This window comes from [Clostridium] ammoniilyticum (assembly GCF_025566905.1).
Lineage (GTDB): Bacteria > Bacillota_I > Bacilli_A > Erysipelotrichales > Coprobacillaceae > Faecalibacillus > Faecalibacillus intestinalis.
Genome location: NZ_JAOQJR010000006.1, coordinates 52,358 through 67,704 on the forward strand (window position 1 = coordinate 52,358; position 15,347 = coordinate 67,704).

At 29.0% G+C, this 15,347-nt stretch carries 14 protein-coding genes; 13 read left to right on the top strand and 1 reads right to left on the bottom strand.

The features are described 5' to 3' along the window. Positions 1–63 precede the first annotated feature (63 nt). The 10 genes from OCV55_RS07165 to OCV55_RS07210 all read left to right on the top strand — a co-directional run bounded on the left by OCV55_RS07165 (position 64) and on the right by OCV55_RS07210 (position 11,268). Positions 64–1,806 (top strand): septation ring formation regulator EzrA, encoded by a 1,743-nt coding sequence (locus tag OCV55_RS07165; protein ID WP_032090115.1) that lies wholly within the window; start codon positions 64–66, stop codon positions 1,804–1,806. Positions 1,807–1,869: 63 nt separating this feature from the next. Next, complete coding sequence (locus tag OCV55_RS07170; RefSeq protein WP_147580232.1) at positions 1,870–3,003, top strand: cysteine desulfurase family protein; 1,134 nt, start codon at positions 1,870–1,872, stop codon at positions 3,001–3,003. Positions 3,004–3,006: 3 nt separating this feature from the next. Next, positions 3,007–4,203 carry a tRNA uracil 4-sulfurtransferase ThiI gene (gene thiI, locus OCV55_RS07175; RefSeq protein ID WP_119363426.1) on the top strand — a complete coding sequence of 399 codons (1,197 nt, stop codon included), beginning with the start codon at positions 3,007–3,009 and terminating at the stop codon, positions 4,201–4,203. A 59-nt stretch (positions 4,204–4,262) separates the two neighbouring features. Beyond that, positions 4,263–4,475 carry an alpha/beta-type small acid-soluble spore protein gene (locus OCV55_RS07180; protein WP_022001496.1) on the top strand — a complete coding sequence of 71 codons (213 nt, stop codon included), beginning with the start codon at positions 4,263–4,265 and terminating at the stop codon, positions 4,473–4,475. A gap of 149 nt (positions 4,476–4,624) precedes the next feature. After that, on the top strand, positions 4,625–5,824 hold the full coding sequence (locus OCV55_RS07185) for an acetate/propionate family kinase (RefSeq protein WP_022001497.1): 1,200 nt from the start codon (positions 4,625–4,627) through the stop codon (positions 5,822–5,824). A gap of 61 nt (positions 5,825–5,885) precedes the next feature. Continuing rightward, positions 5,886–6,818, top strand: coding sequence for a DHH family phosphoesterase (locus OCV55_RS07190; RefSeq protein ID WP_147580233.1), 933 nt, complete (start codon positions 5,886–5,888; stop codon positions 6,816–6,818). Further along, on the top strand, positions 6,811–8,460 hold the full coding sequence (locus tag OCV55_RS07195; RefSeq protein WP_147580234.1) for a CPBP family intramembrane glutamic endopeptidase: 1,650 nt from the start codon (positions 6,811–6,813) through the stop codon (positions 8,458–8,460). The genes OCV55_RS07190 and OCV55_RS07195 overlap by 8 nt, the downstream gene beginning before the upstream one ends. A 139-nt stretch (positions 8,461–8,599) precedes the next feature. Further along, complete coding sequence (gene pnuC, locus OCV55_RS07200) at positions 8,600–9,826, top strand: nicotinamide riboside transporter PnuC (protein WP_147580235.1); 1,227 nt, start codon at positions 8,600–8,602, stop codon at positions 9,824–9,826. A gap of 120 nt (positions 9,827–9,946) precedes the next feature. Beyond that, positions 9,947–10,504, top strand: coding sequence for an elongation factor P (gene efp / locus OCV55_RS07205; protein ID WP_022001501.1), 558 nt, complete (start codon positions 9,947–9,949; stop codon positions 10,502–10,504). 17 nt (positions 10,505–10,521) lie between these two features. Continuing rightward, positions 10,522–11,268: an SDR family NAD(P)-dependent oxidoreductase gene (locus tag OCV55_RS07210; protein WP_147580236.1), complete on the top strand. Its 747-nt coding sequence runs from the start codon at positions 10,522–10,524 to the stop codon at positions 11,266–11,268. Between the two features lie 39 nt (positions 11,269–11,307). On the opposite strand, the gene OCV55_RS07215 is transcribed toward OCV55_RS07210, so the two are convergent. Then, positions 11,308–12,561, bottom strand: a complete 1,254-nt coding sequence (locus OCV55_RS07215) for a methionine gamma-lyase family protein (protein ID WP_147580237.1) — start codon at positions 12,559–12,561, stop codon at positions 11,308–11,310. A 149-nt stretch (positions 12,562–12,710) separates the two neighbouring features. Here OCV55_RS07215 and OCV55_RS07220 point away from each other — a divergent pair, with 149 nt between their 5' ends. From OCV55_RS07220 to OCV55_RS07230, 3 genes are read left to right on the top strand one after another with little or no spacing between them, the layout of a single operon-like run. After that, positions 12,711–13,382, top strand: a complete 672-nt coding sequence (locus OCV55_RS07220) for a response regulator transcription factor (protein WP_032090107.1) — start codon at positions 12,711–12,713, stop codon at positions 13,380–13,382. Continuing rightward, positions 13,383–14,756: a HAMP domain-containing sensor histidine kinase gene (locus OCV55_RS07225; RefSeq protein ID WP_032090106.1), complete on the top strand. Its 1,374-nt coding sequence runs from the start codon at positions 13,383–13,385 to the stop codon at positions 14,754–14,756. It abuts the gene before it with no gap. A 10-nt stretch (positions 14,757–14,766) separates the two neighbouring features. Then, on the top strand, positions 14,767–15,339 hold the full coding sequence (locus OCV55_RS07230; protein WP_147580238.1) for a xanthine phosphoribosyltransferase: 573 nt from the start codon (positions 14,767–14,769) through the stop codon (positions 15,337–15,339). The last annotated feature ends 8 nt before the right edge of the window (positions 15,340–15,347 follow it).

A 15,347-nucleotide genomic window follows, 5' to 3' on the forward strand; every position in this document is an offset into this window, starting at 1 on the left:
AGACAAGTATATGACTTCATGATATACTTATATGTAGAAATGTGATTAAAAGAGGTTGTTAACATGAAATATTTGAATGAAATTATAAATGTATTAGGAATGAAAACAATTATTATTATTTCGGTAAGTATTTTAGTTTTGATATTGGTTATTTTGACATATCGCTTGTTAAAATTAAAACATTATCGTAATGAAATTGTTGATTTAGAAAATAAAATGAATGCAATTAAATCCTTACCTATTCAATATCGACTAGGAAGGGTAAAAGGAATTGCTAAAAATATGCCAGAATTGCAAGAAAAATATGAAACTTATGATGCAAAATTTGCTGAATTAACAGATCTTCAAAATGATGAAATCATTCCGCTTGTTAATGATATTGATGAAGCACTTTATTATCGAAAATTACGAGGTGTTCAAAAAAAGATGAACTCTTTAGAGGAAAAAGTGATTCATTATGCAAAGGAATCAAAACAACTTTTAAAAGATATAGAAGTTATTACAGAAATTGAAAATATTCAAAGATTAGAAATTATCAAAGTTAAAGAAAAATATCGTGCTACAAATGATAACTATGCACAGATTCGTTTTAAAGTTGAAGACTACGTTCCTAAAGTACAAGATGTATTTCATGATATTGATGAACGCTTTGTTGAATTAGAAAATTATATGAATAATCAACAATTTGAAGAAGCTAAGACATATACAGAAGATATTTCAAAATATATCGATGCTTTAGATCAACAGTTAAGTGATTTACCTACATATATTTCTGTTGTTCGTCAATATTTACCAAAACGCTTAAATGAACTAAAGTCAATTATGCAAGATATGCAAGAAAAAGATTTTGCTGTTGAAAGAATGAATGCTACAATCCGTATTTCTAAGATTGATAATGATTTACACGAGACAGAAAAAAATATAAAGAATTTAAAATTGGAAAACGTTGGACAAAATATAGAAGTCATGACGGATGAGTTAAATCTATTGTATTCTGATTTTGAAAAAGAAAAGAATGCATATGCACTCTACGAAGAAAAACGAAATGAATGTTATAAATTCGTTAATAAGATAGAAAGCGGACTTTTAGAGGCTAAAGAAAGTATTCATGAGTTAGAAAAAAACTATATTTTAGATGATTATACGATTACAATAGAAGATGATTATAATCAATTTCAATCAATTGTTGATGATTTAGCGGAAATTACAAAGATTATTGAAACTAAAGATTTTTCTTATATAGAAATGATTGATGATTTTTCAAGAATTGTTGAACAAAGTAAACCATATAATGATTCTTTGATTAAACATATTGAATTAGCAGAAACATTACGTATTCAAGAAAAGAGAGCTTTGGATGAGTTAGACAATATTAATATTGTTTTATTAGAAATTAAATCTGAAATTAGAAATAAACATTTACCAATGATTAGTGAATCTTATCAAGATTATATTGATGACTCTTATCAAAAAGCAGATTCCATCTTAAATTTTATTAGAAAAAGACCAATTGATTTAAAGAGTTTATCACTTCAAGTAGATGCTGCAAGAGATGTTATTTATAAATTGTATGATAATGTGCATAATTTGATTGTTACTGCTGAAATGGTAGAGGATGCAATTGTTTTTGGAAATAGATATCGTTCTTCATTTTTAGAAGTTAATACAGAGCTTACAAAAGCGGAATTACTTTATAGAAATGGGGAATATACTAAAGCATTATCAACAGCTGTTGATATTATTGAAAAAATAAAACCGGATTCTTATGAAATGTTGGTTAATAAAAAAAGTCCTAAGGCTGAATAGGACTTTTTTCATGAGGGTCATATGTTATCGAAAATTGAATAAAAATAAAATATGGAGGGAAATATGGTATATCTAGATTATGCTGCGACAACACCTTATAATAAGGATGTTTTAAAAACATATACACAATTGTTAGAAAAATATTTTTATAATGCTGATAGTATTTATAGCCAAGGAATTGAAGTGAATCGCTTATTAGAAAAATCGAGAGGTTTACTTGCTAAAATGTTAGATGTTGATGAAGAAGAAATGATTTTTACAAGTTGTGGAAGTGAAGCAAACAATATGGCTATTAAAGGAATTGCTTTTCAATATCAAAATAGAGGGAAACATATTATCACAACTTCGATAGAACATTCTTCAGTGTATGAAACATGTAAAGAATTAGAAGAAGTATTTGGATTTGAAGTAACTTATTTACCTGTTGATCATACGGGACATATTCAAATTGATGATTTAAAGAAAAGTCTTCGAAATGATACGATTTTAGTGAGTGTCATGTGTATTAATAATGAAGTTGGATCTATTCAACCCATTGAGGAAATAAAAAATGTACTCAAAGATCATCCGCTTGTTAAGTTTCATGTTGATATGGTGCAAGCTTTAGGTAAGATAAAGATAGATTTAAAAGGTATCGACTGTGCATCGTTTTCTGCACATAAAATAAATGGTTTAAAGGGGAGCGGATTGCTTTTTAAAAGAAAATCTACTACTTTAGTACCACTTATTAATGGAGGACAGCAAGAGTTTGGTTTACGTGGAGGAACTAGTAATGCTTGTACGTATATTGTTCTTGCTAAAACTTTAAGATTAGCATTAGAAAATTTTGATCAAAAAGAAAAATATGTTTCGAAATTAAGTAAATATTTAATAAAAGAATTACAGACAATTCCAGATGTTATTATTAACGCTGGAGGTAAAGTGTCAAGTCATATTGTTAATTTTTCATGTATTGGTTATAAACCAGAAGTTATTTTGCATGCTTTGGAGGAAAAAGATATTCTTATTTCTACAAGAAGTGCGTGTAGTTCTAAAACAAGTGATGTTTCCAGGGTGATGCAACAATTGCATTTGCCTGATGAAGTTGCAAAAAGTGCTTTGAGAGTAAGTATAAGTGATTTGACAAAAGAAGAAGAAATTGATAAATTTATTTATTGTTTGAAAGAAGTATTAGATTCAATAAAAAAACAGAGGTAAGATATGGAAGCAAATTATATTGTCGTTCGTTTTGGAGAACTTACAACAAAAGGTAAAAATAGAAAATTATTTACACAAAAATTATTAAAAAACACAAAAGAAATTCTTTTTGAATTTCCACAATTACAATATCAATTACAATATGATCGTTTATACATTTATCTAAATGGTGCAAATCATTTGTTAGTCAATGAAAAATTAAAAACAGTTTTTGGTATTCATTCTTTTTCAAATGCTTATAAATTTGAAAAAGATCTAGATGTTGTTAAAGATGCAATTGCTAAAATGATCAACGAAGATACAAAAACAACATTTAAAATCAACACAAAACGTAGTGATAAAACATTTCCTAAAAAGTCACAAGACATTAATAGAGAAATTGCAGGACATGTTTTTCATCATGTAGATAGACAGTTAAAAGTAGATGTTCATCATCCAGAAATGTTGGTTACAGTTGAGATTAGACATGACGCTATTTACGTTATGACAAATATTATCAAAGGTGCAGGTGGATATCCTGTTGGTATTGGTGGAAAGGCATTGTTAATGTTATCGGGTGGAATTGATTCTCCTGTAGCAGGATACTTAACTTTAAAACGTGGTGTCGATATTGAATGTGTTCACTTTGCAGCGCCACCATACACAAATGAATTTGCTAGAGAAAAAGTTTTTGATTTAGTAGATAAATTAAGACATTATACACATGGTCAAATTACAGTTCATGTTGTTAATTTTACAAAATTACAACTTGCAGTTTATGATCATTGTGATGAAAGTTATGCTATGACAGTTATGCGTAGAATGATGTATCGTATTGGAGAAAAACTTGCTATAAAAAATCATTGTTTAGCACTTGTTAACGGTGAAAGTATTGGACAAGTGGCTTCACAAACATTAGATAGTATGAATGTAATCAATCAAGTTATTTCAATTCCGGTATTAAGACCTGTGTTATGTCTTGATAAATTAGAAATTATTGATATTGCTCAAAAAATAGATACTTATGATATTTCTATTAGACCACATGAGGATTGTTGTACAATTTTCACACCTAAAGCACCTGCTACAAAACCAAAAAGTTATAAGGCTGAAGCTTTTGAAGTAACTTTTGATTATGAAACATATGTTAATGAATGTGTAGAAAATGTTGAAACAATTGTTGTTGATGCAAATTATAAAAATGATGAAGATATTTTTTAAAAAAAGCGTATAGTTTTTTATTCCTGATGCAAAATAAAAGTGTCAGGAGGTGACACAACATGGCACAAAGTAATAATAGCAATAGATTAGTTGTACCTGGAGCTCAAAATGCGATCGACCAAATGAAATATGAAATTGCAAATGAATTTGGTGTTAATTTAGGTCCTGATACAACTGCTAGAGCGAATGGCTCTGTTGGTGGAGAAATTACTAAAAGATTAGTTAAAATGGGACAAGAACAAATGTCTCGTTCTTCATATAATAACAAATAGTAATATGGGAATAGTTTTCTTAATAAAAGAGGACTATTCTTTTTTTATGAGTGTTGAAAGAGCTTACATTTTTTTGATAATTTCACTAGAAATATTGTTTTTGTGTACTAAATTATGTACAATATAGTTATATTGCTAGGAGGTAAATTATGGTAAAAGTAATGGCGGTAAACGCAGGAAGTTCCTCTTTAAAATTCCAATTGATTAATATGCCAAGTGAAGAAGTTATCACTTCGGGATTAGTTGAAAGAATTGGACAAGAAGTTGGAAATTTTGTAATTAAAGTAAATGGAGAAAAAATACAAACACAAACACCAATTCCTGATCATCAAGTGGCAGTTGACTTATTATTAAATGCTCTTGTTGATCATCATATTGTTGAAAGTTTGGAAGAAATAGATGCAGTGGGACATCGTGTTGTACATGGAGGAGAAGATTTTGATGATTCTGTAGTCGTTGACGAAGAAGCAGTAAAAAAAGTTGCAGATTTAGCAGAGTTAGCTCCTTTACATAATCCAGCAAATATCATTGGTTATAAAGCATTTAAAGAAGCTTTGCCTGATCATGTAGGACATGTTTTTGTTTTTGATACGGCATTCCATCAAACATTAGATAAAGAAAGATATTTATATCCTTTACCACTTGAATATTATACAGATTTAAAAGTAAGAAAATATGGAGCACATGGGACAAGTCATAAATATGTTTCTCAACAAGCTATTGAAATGTTAGGAAATCCTAAAGAATCCAGAATTATCGTTTGTCATTTAGGAAATGGAGCAAGTGTTTCAGCAGTTCAAGATGGTAAATGTATTGATACATCTATGGGATTTACACCACTTGCAGGTGTAATGATGGGAACACGTTCTGGAGATGTTGATCCTTCAGTTATGCCTTATTTATGTAAAAAATTAAATAAAACAGCAGATGAAGTTTTAGAAATCTATAATAAAAAATCTGGAATGTTAGGAATTTCAGGCATTTCTTCTGATTCTAGAGATATTGAAAATGCCTTATTTAACGAAGGAAATGAACGTGCTTTATTAACTGGTTTATTATATGCACGTATTGTTTCAAAATATATTGGACAATATTACGCTGAATTAGGTGGTTGTGACGCTATTTGCTTTACAGCGGGAGTTGGTGAAAACGCTGCTTATTTAAGACGTTTAATTATTGACAATGTCTCAAGAGCATTTGGTGTTTTCTTAGATGAAGAGCTCAACAGCATTAGAAGTGATGAAAATCGTGTGATTTCACATCAGTATTCTCAAATTAAAGTGATGGTCATTCCAACAAATGAAGAAGTCATGATTGCAAGAGATACAGTTCGTTTGTTAGATTTATAAACCTGTGCAAACAGGTTTTTTCTTTGTCTAAGGTATGTTATTATAAAATAGGGTGAAAATTATGATAGAAAAGATTTTAAATAAAATAGAAGAATATGAATGTATTTGTTTATATCGTCATGTTAATCCGGATTATGATGCTTTTGGGAGTCAATTTGGAATATATGATTTAATTCAAAATACTTTTGAAAATAAAGAAGTCTATTTTGCAGGTGATTTTTCTTCTGATTTAGTGGCTAAATATCAATTTACTGGAGAAATCAATGAACCGAATTTTGAAAAACCAACTTTAGGAATTGTTTTAGATACAGCTAATCAAGAAAGAATTGATGGTGATATTAGTTTATGTAAAGAAATTATAAAAATTGATCACCATATTGTTGTTGATTCTTATGGAAATTTAAATTTAGAAGATAGTACAGCTTCTTCATGTAGTCAAATAGTGGCTTTGTTTTTAAAAAATAAACGTGTAAAACTTTCAAGCTTTGGAGCTGAGGCTCTTTATATGGGAATTATAGGGGATACAAATAGATTTATGTATTCAGCTACTGATGAGCGTACTTTTGAAGCGGCAATGTATTTATATAATTATGATTTTGATATGCAAGCACTTTATGAAAGAATGTATATGAAACATGTGAAAGATTTAAAAGTGAATGCTTTTATCCTAAATCATTATATTGAAGATGAGGGTGTTGCTTACTATGTTTTAAAAGATGAAGATTTAAAATATTTAAATATTTCAAGAGAAAGAGGCTCTGATTTTGTTAATTTATTAAGTTCAGTTGATGAATATAAAGTATGGTTAGCTATAACAGAAAATACAAAAGATCATAATTGGCGTGTTTCAATGAGATCGAGACATATTCCTGTTAATGAAATTGCGAATAAATATCGAGGTGGCGGACATGCGTTTGCTTCGGGGGCAACACTTTTATCTTTAGATGAATTACCTTTATTATTAAATGATATCAAGGAGAGAATAAATGAATAATTTTATACAAAGTATCATTGACGAAATAAAAAGACATTTTTCTTCATCTAAAATACAAACAACTAAAAAATGGAGCTATTTAATTCCATTGATTGTCGTTTGTCTTTTAGGTATTATAGGAGAGTATGTTTTATTACTACCAATTCATTATCAATCTCAAACATTTATTTTCCATTTGATTTTTTTAATTGTTATCTTTGTTATTTTACATGCGATATTATTAGGTACATTTGATAAAACATCTAAATATTTAATGTTTGTAGTCGTTGCCTTATTTGTTTATATAGGTGTTGGTTCGGTATATAGTTTGCCTATTTTTCATGCAAAAACATATCAAAATCAATTACAATTAAATAAAAAAGCTGATTTTTATAAAGATAATGAGACGATTTCTTATCAATCAATTCCTGTTGTAGATCGTGAAAGTGCTATTAAACTAGGTGATCGAAAAATGGGACAAATGATAGATTATGTTTCACAGTTTGAAGTAGATGAATCTTATGAACAAATTAATTATCAAGATACTCCTTATCGAGTTACACCATTAGAATATAGTGATTTAATTAAATGGATAACAAATCGAAAAGAAGGCTTACCAGCTTATGTTAAAGTGAATATGGTAAGTCAAGAGTCTGAAGTTGTTGAATTGAAAGAAGGCATGAAATATTCAAAATCTGAACATTTTGGTAGAAATATTAATCGTCATTTAAGGTTGAATTATCCTACGAAAATGTTTGAAGAATTAGCTTTTGAAATTAACGATGAAGGTATTCCTTATTGGATTGCTCCTGTATTTGAATATAAAATAGGTCCCTTTGGTGGAAAAGATATTGTAGGAGCAGTTCTAGTAAATGCTGTTGATGGTAAGCATAAATATTATGATATTAAAGATATTCCTAATTGGGTAGATCGTGTTTATCCAGCAGAGTTAGTTATTCAACAGTTAGAAAATTATGGAAAATATACACATGGTTATATTAATTCTGTTTTCTCACAAAAAGGTGTGTTACAATCAACAGATGGATATAATTATATTGTTATTGATGATGATGTTTATTTGTACACAGGTCTTACAAGTGTTTCTAAAGATGCAAGTAATGTTGGATTTGCATTAATTAATTTACGTACAAAAGAAGGCAAATATTATCATATTTCTGGAGCAGAAGAATATTCAGCAATGTCTTCGGCAGAAGGAAAGGTACAAAACTTAAAATATAAAGCAACATTTCCAATTTTAGTCAATGCAGGAGGAGAGCCTACTTATTTCCTTTCTTTAAAAGATAGTAGTAATCTTGTTAAGATGTATGCTTTTGTCAGTGTTAAAAATTATCAAATTGTAGCAACAGGAAGTAGTGTATCTGAGGCTGAAAAAGCTTATTATGAGGTTTTATCTCAAAATGGTAAAAGTCATGAAGAATTTGAAGAAAATACTTTAACTGGCAAAATTTCTTCAATTAATAGTGCTGTTAAAGAAGGCAATAGTGTCTATTATTTTAAACTAGAGGGTGATGATCATATTTATATTGCGGATCTGTCCCTTTCTAATTCGTTACCGCTTGTACAAGCTGGCGATGAAGTTGAAATTCAATTTATTTCGAATGAACATCAAAGTGTGGTTATTAGTCAATTTAAAGCTAAATAATTTAAAATAGGAATACGAGTTATTCCTATTTTTTGCAATTTTATGAAATAATTATAATAAATAGAAAAAAAAGAGTGTATTTTTTATAAATATTTATTATAATGATAAAGCATTTTAAGATAAGGGAGAGGTTTAAATAATGATTCAATTTTTCAAAAAAAATATCGAATCTAATAAAAAACTAAGAACATTTGAAATAATTGTTTTATGTTTACTTGTTTTTACTTCAATTGGTTCAGTTTTTTATGGTTTGATGCAAATTCATAAAGACGTAGGAGATCTGCAATATGTTCAATCTGTCATGATGGATAGAGATAAAGATGAAGAAGATTATGATTCGGATAACAAAGTTTGTGATGTCATTTATCGAAAAGGTGATCAAAAACTTGTGGTATCTTATGATTATGAAGATTATGTTAAATTAAATAAAAATTCAATCAAAGCATATGAATTCAAAACAGAAAATGGACAAAATCTTTATTTTGATCATAAAGATGTAAGTCGTCAAGAAGCAAGTCATACTTATAAAGAAATGATGGCAGAAGAAACATTATCTGTTTTCAATTTAGCGAGTGCAACATTTATTTTAATGTTATCTGTTGCGATTATGATGTTATTCTCTAAACAATTTACAACATATGAAAAATCATGGTTTATCTCAATTATGGTGTTAGCTACGATTTTATCTGTGTTATTCCCAGAAGATAGTGCCAATGGTGTAAACGGTATTATCATTATGATTCTTTATTTATTAGATACATTCTTAAATATTTTATGTGAACTACTGATATCTAAACAATCAAGGTATAATTTCTTGGTTTCTGTCTTGGTAGAAATTGTGGAAATTGTTTCTTGTGTTGTTTTAATGTATCGTTTTGCAACAATGGCAACAACTTTATTTTTCTGGTTACCTATTGATATTATTAGTTATATTAACTGGTCTAAACATCGCGATGATGAAGAAGATGAACTTACAATGGTAAGAAAATTAAAAGGATATCAAGAAGTTTTAGTTATTATTGGTATTATTGTTTGGACAGTTGTTGTAGGTTATTTTATTAGTGGTTTAGATATCGCTACTGATTTTTATAACAATAAAACATTAGAAACAGCTATTATTTATATTGACGCTTGTGCATCAGCAGTTGGAATCGCCAACGGTCTCTTTATTTTCTTTAGATTAAGAGAACAATGGATTGCTTGGTATATATGTGCATTTTTAGAAGCAGTTATTAACATAATGTCAGGACAATATGTTTTACTTCCTTTAAAACTGGGTTATTTTACAAATACAACTTATGGATATATTAAATGGAGTAGATATATCAAAGAACATCAAAATAAAGAAAAAGTATCTTTGTTTTAAAAAAATAATTTAAAATAAAATATTTTCAAAGTACTAAGAGTTTTTCAGGAGTACTTGAGAATGTTGATTGAAACTGTTACAATAGGATGTGTAAAAAATTATTAATAGGAGAGATAATGTATGGCAATTAGTGCAGGAGATTTTAGAACAGGATTAACTTTAATTATTGATGGTGATCCTTGCCAAGTGTTGGATTTCCAACATGTTAAACCTGGTAAAGGAGCAGCTATTTTAAAAACTAAAATGAGAAACTTGAAAACAGGAGCTATTCAAGAAAAGAACTTCAATGCTTCAACTAAATTTGATCAAGCTAATATTTCTAAAAAAGCAGCTCAATTTTCTTATGAAGCAGACAATACTTTCTACTTCATGGATATGGAAACATATGATACATATGAATTATCTGAAGAACAAGTTGGTTATAATAAATACTTTATTGTCGAAGGAACTGAAGTCTATTTAGTATTCTTTGAAGGATTATTATTAAACGTTTCTGTTTCTGAAAAAGTAGAATTAACTATTGTAGAAACAGATCCAGCTATCAAAGGGGCACCATCTAACCAAACAAAAGACGCTAAAACTGAAACAGGTTTAACTCTTAGGGTTCCTCAATTTATTGAACAAGGTGAAAAAATCGTTGTTTTTTCAGCTGATGGAAAATACGCAGGAAGAGCTTAATAAAGCTCTTTTTTATCATGGGTAAAGTTGTATTAATTACAGGTGGGGCCAAAGGTATTGGTAGAGCCATTGCTTTAGAGTTAGCGAAGAATCAATATGATATTGTTATTAATTATTTAACGTCAAATCAAGAAGCAGAATGTTTAAAAGAACATATTATTCAACAATATCATGTACGTTGTTTGGCTTTAAAAGCAGATGTTTCTAAAGAAGATCAAGTTAAAAAAATGATTCAAGAAATTGATGAACGATTAGGTGGTGTTGATATTTTAATCAATAATGCAGGAATTGATTTATCTAATTTGTTTCATTTAAAAACGGCGGATGAATTTAGAAAGACTTTAGATGTTAATGTTGTGGGGGCTTATAATTGTAGTAAAAGTGTTTCAGCACATATGCTTAAACAAGACTATGGACGTATTATCAATATTTCCTCGACAAATGGCATGAATACATATTATCCTATGTGTATTGATTATGATGCTTCTAAAGCGGCGCTTATTTCTTTAACACACAATTTGGCGTTTGAGTTTGGACCCTATATTCATGTAAATTGTATTGCTCCAGGATTTATTGGTACAGAAAATGAACTTGATGGCTATGATGAAGAATTTTTAAAAGAAGAACAAGAAAAAATTATGGTTAAACGCTATGGCAAACCTGAAGAAGTGGCTTATTTAGTGAAGTTTTTGATTAGTGATGAAGCTAATTTTATCAATAATTCGATTATTCGAATTGATGGTGGACAAATAGGAAGTATGTAAAAAAGACTCAATTGTTGATTCAACAGTTGAGTCTTTTTTTTATTTGTTTTTCATTTGCGTTAAGGCAAGTAAAATAGAAAGCTTACCATATTCGATTGATAAACCACCTTGCATATATAAAGTATAAGGTTCTTTTACAGGGGCATCCGCACTTAATTCAATAGTACTTCCTTGAGTAAAACTTCCACTAGCCATAACTTCATCAAAAGGATAACCAGGCATTGGGGCAGGAAGAACACGTACAAAGGAATCAATTGGACTTGATGATTGGATTCCTTGAGTGAAATTCACTAATTTTTCCTTACTATGTAAATCTAATGTTTGGATAAGGTCTGTTCTTTTTTCGTTATAACGTGGTGATACATGTTCATATCCTAATTTTTCTAACATGTATGAAGTAAAAATAGCTGTTTTTAAAGCATTTTTTACAGCATTAGGAGCCATGAACACACCTTTAAAGAAAGCATTGTTAAGATTAAAGTTAGCGCCTAAGTCTTTACCAATACCAGGGGCAGTAAGTCTTTGTGCGACTTCGTAAACTAAATCTTTTTTACCGGCAACATAACCACCTGTTGGAGCAATTCCACCACCTAAGTTTTTCATTAATGATCCTACAACAATGTCAGCGCCAATATCTCCAGGTTCTTTTGTTTCTACAAGTTCACCATAACAGTTATCAACCATAATGATGACTTCTTGATTAACTTCTCTAATTTTATGAATAATTGATTCTATTTTATCGATTGTAAGTGATAAACGTTGACTATATCCACGAGAACGTTGAATTTCAACAAGTTTTACATTTTTTTGTTGGAGTCTTTCAACAATACTTTCTTCATCAAATTCATTATCAATTAAATCGATTTGTTCGTAATTTACACCATAGGCTTTTAATGATTGATTTGAATCACCGCTTATACCAATCATTTCTTGTAAAGAATCATAAGGTTCACCACTTATAGAAATCATGGTATCACCATGTTTTAACAAAGCAGAAAGAGTTAAATATAATGCATTTGTTCCTGACATGATTTGAGGTCTTACTAAAGCATCTTCACATCCTAAAATAGAAGCAAAAATTCTTTCTAGTTTATCTCTTCCTTCATCATAGTTACCATAACCATTAATATCGGTAAAATCACTATAAGAAACTTGATTTTCTATAAAAGCAGATAAAGCTTTATTTGAATTAACAAGGCAAAGTTCATCTACTTGGGCATAAATGTCTTTTAAATCATTATCTGATTGTTTAGCTAAAGCTAATAAATCTTGGTCTATTTTTTCTAATATCATTTTTACATCTCCTTTAATCCTGATATATTATACAATAAATATTTTTTTTGTGTATCTTTATCGACAAACTTCTTAGAAAGTAAATCCTAGTAGATTGTATTATTTTATTGTTTTATGATATAATTTTGAATTGAATTGAGGTGTATAAGATGAAACCAAGGATTTTAGTTGTTGATGATGAACAAGATATTAGAGAGTTGCTTAAATTTTATTTAAATAAAGAAGGCTATGAAGTGATTGAAGCGGCCAATGGTGAAGAAGCATTGACCATTTTTGAAAATGAATATATTGATTTAGGAATTATCGATGTCATGATGCCTAAAATGGATGGCTTTGAACTTGTTGAAAGTATGAAAGAATTTAAAGATGTTCCTTGTATTATGCTTACTGCCAAGGGGGAAAGCAAGGATAAGTTACGTGGCTTTTCTTCAGGGGTTGATGACTATGTTGTTAAACCTTTTGATCCTAATGAATTAATGGCTAGAGTTAAAGCAATTATGAAAAGATATGATATTAATACATCGCATATTGTACGTTTAAATGAAGTTGAATTGGATGGGGATAAATATGAAATCAGATATAAAGATGAATGTATTCATTTGCCACTAAAACAATTTGAATTATTATTTGAACTTGCTAAACATCCTAACCAAATTTTTTCAAGGGAACAGTTGATTGAAAAGATTTGGGGTATGGATTACGATGGGTTTGATCGTACAGTAGATGTCCATATTAAAAGAATTAGAGAAAATATCGGGCATTTACCAGGTTTTAATGTTGTAACAGTTAGAGGATTAGGATACAAAGTTGAGGTAGAGTAGATGAAATCTATTTATTCAAAATTGATTTTTGGCTTTTTTATTACAATCGTAGCTTCCTTTTCAGTAGCAGGTTTTGTATCTCTAAGATTAAATGACCAACAAATTGAATCCACAGTAGAAGAAGATTTGATTACAACAAATGATTATGTTTCTAAAGTGATTTCAAATATTAATATTGAAAATAGGGATGATATTATTGATTTATATGCAAAAAGTAGTGAAATGGCCATAACATGTTATTCAAGCAGTGAAGGCTATGTTGCTTATGGAAACAAAAAATATAATCCAACACCTGAACAGATGATGGCAATGTTTAAAAGTACAAACAATGAGCTTTCCTTTAAGCATCATAATGAAGTGCTAGCGTATGGTACAAAGAATATGATCAATGGGCAAGAGTATTATATCTATGTTCAAAAAGATACCAGTGGTCAAAAAAGTGCAATTGCTAATTCAGCAATTTTGATTTTGGGGTGTGTTTTTTTAACAGGAAGCATTGTCTTTTTAGTAATTGCCGATATTATTGTTAAACCTTTAACACGTTTAACAAATGCAATCAAAGAACTGAGCAATGGGAATTACAATGTTCGTGTTGATAATGTTGGACAAGATGAAATTTCTAAATTAAATCAAGGATTTAATCAAATGGCGAGGCAACTTGCAAAACAAGATGAAACAAGGCAAAAGTTTATTTCAGATATTTCTCATGAATTTCAAACACCATTGACGTCTATTCAAGGATTTGCCAATATTTTAAAAGAAGAAGACTTGCCAAAAGAACAAAGAGTAAAATATGCGAATATTATTTTATATAATAGTAAAAGATTATCTTCTCTAGCAAAAAATATGTTACAATTGACCTTGCTTGATAGAGAAGAGATTGAATTAGAGTTAACAAATTATTCATTAGTTGAACAAATGAATCGAGTTATTTCTACTCAAGAAAATCAAGCAATGGAAAAAAATATAGAAATTGTCTTTGAGATGCCTAAAAAAGAAATATTTATAGAAGGAGACGAACAACGTTTAGAACAAGTTTGGACCAATATTATTTCAAATGCTATAAAGTATACAAATGAAGGTGGACTCATTACAATTACGATGAAAAAAAATTCTAAAGATATAGAAATTTCTATAGAAGACACGGGTATTGGAATGTCTAAAGAAGTCGTTTCTCATATTTTTGAAAGATTTTATAGAGAAGATAAAGCAAGAAACGTTGAAGGAAATGGACTCGGCTTGGCAATTGTAAAATCTATTGTTGATTTACATCATGGGAAGATAGATATTTTATCTCAAGTAGATGTGGGTACAAATTTTATTGTAAGACTGCCAATTGAAAAACAAAAATTAATTGAAAGATTGAAAAGGTAAGGGGATTAGTATGTTAGAATTAAAAGAAAAGATTTTAAGTGATGGAGAAATTATTGAACCAGATATTTTAAAAGTAGATAGTTTTATTAATCATCAAATTGATCCAAAAACTTATAGATCAATTGCTAAAGAAATTAAAAGAAGATTTGCGGGGAAAAAAATCGATAAGATTTTAACAATTGAAGCATCAGGAATTGCACTGGGATTAGCACTTAGCTATGAATTAAATGATATTCCTGTTGTTTTTGCTAAAAAAGGAACATCTAAAACAGTTAATGATGATTTATATACAAGTGAAGTATATTCATATACTAAAGGAACAAGATATATTGCTTGCGTTAAAAAGAAATATTTAAATGAAAATGAAAATGTGATACTTGTAGATGATTTCTTAGCTGATGGAAATGCAATGCTTGGATTAGTCGATATGTGTAATCAAGCAAAAGCACATATTGTTGGATGCGGTATTATTATTGAAAAAGGATTTCAAAAGGGACATCAAAAATTAGTTGATTTAGGTTATAGAGTAGAATCGCTTGCGATTATTGAATCGTTTGAAAATGGTAAAATAGTTTTCAAATAGGCTAGAAA

Bases quoted from the DNA above. Each gene is read 5' to 3' on its own strand.
- OCV55_RS07165 (WP_032090115.1), top strand. From the start codon at position 64: ATGAAATATTTGAATGAAATTATAAATGTATTAGGAATGAAAACAATT.
- OCV55_RS07170 (WP_147580232.1), top strand. From the start codon at position 1,870: ATGGTATATCTAGATTATGCTGCGACAACACCTTATAATAAGGATGTT.
- thiI (WP_119363426.1), top strand. From the start codon at position 3,007: ATGGAAGCAAATTATATTGTCGTTCGTTTTGGAGAACTTACAACAAAA.
- OCV55_RS07180 (WP_022001496.1), top strand. From the start codon at position 4,263: ATGGCACAAAGTAATAATAGCAATAGATTAGTTGTACCTGGAGCTCAA.
- OCV55_RS07185 (WP_022001497.1), top strand. From the start codon at position 4,625: ATGGTAAAAGTAATGGCGGTAAACGCAGGAAGTTCCTCTTTAAAATTC.
- OCV55_RS07190 (WP_147580233.1), top strand. From the start codon at position 5,886: ATGATAGAAAAGATTTTAAATAAAATAGAAGAATATGAATGTATTTGT.
- OCV55_RS07195 (WP_147580234.1), top strand. From the start codon at position 6,811: ATGAATAATTTTATACAAAGTATCATTGACGAAATAAAAAGACATTTT.
- pnuC (WP_147580235.1), top strand. From the start codon at position 8,600: ATGATTCAATTTTTCAAAAAAAATATCGAATCTAATAAAAAACTAAGA.
- efp (WP_022001501.1), top strand. From the start codon at position 9,947: ATGGCAATTAGTGCAGGAGATTTTAGAACAGGATTAACTTTAATTATT.
- OCV55_RS07210 (WP_147580236.1), top strand. From the start codon at position 10,522: ATGGGTAAAGTTGTATTAATTACAGGTGGGGCCAAAGGTATTGGTAGA.
- OCV55_RS07215 (WP_147580237.1), bottom strand. From the start codon at position 12,561: ATGATATTAGAAAAAATAGACCAAGATTTATTAGCTTTAGCTAAACAA.
- OCV55_RS07220 (WP_032090107.1), top strand. From the start codon at position 12,711: ATGAAACCAAGGATTTTAGTTGTTGATGATGAACAAGATATTAGAGAG.
- OCV55_RS07225 (WP_032090106.1), top strand. From the start codon at position 13,383: ATGAAATCTATTTATTCAAAATTGATTTTTGGCTTTTTTATTACAATC.
- OCV55_RS07230 (WP_147580238.1), top strand. From the start codon at position 14,767: ATGTTAGAATTAAAAGAAAAGATTTTAAGTGATGGAGAAATTATTGAA.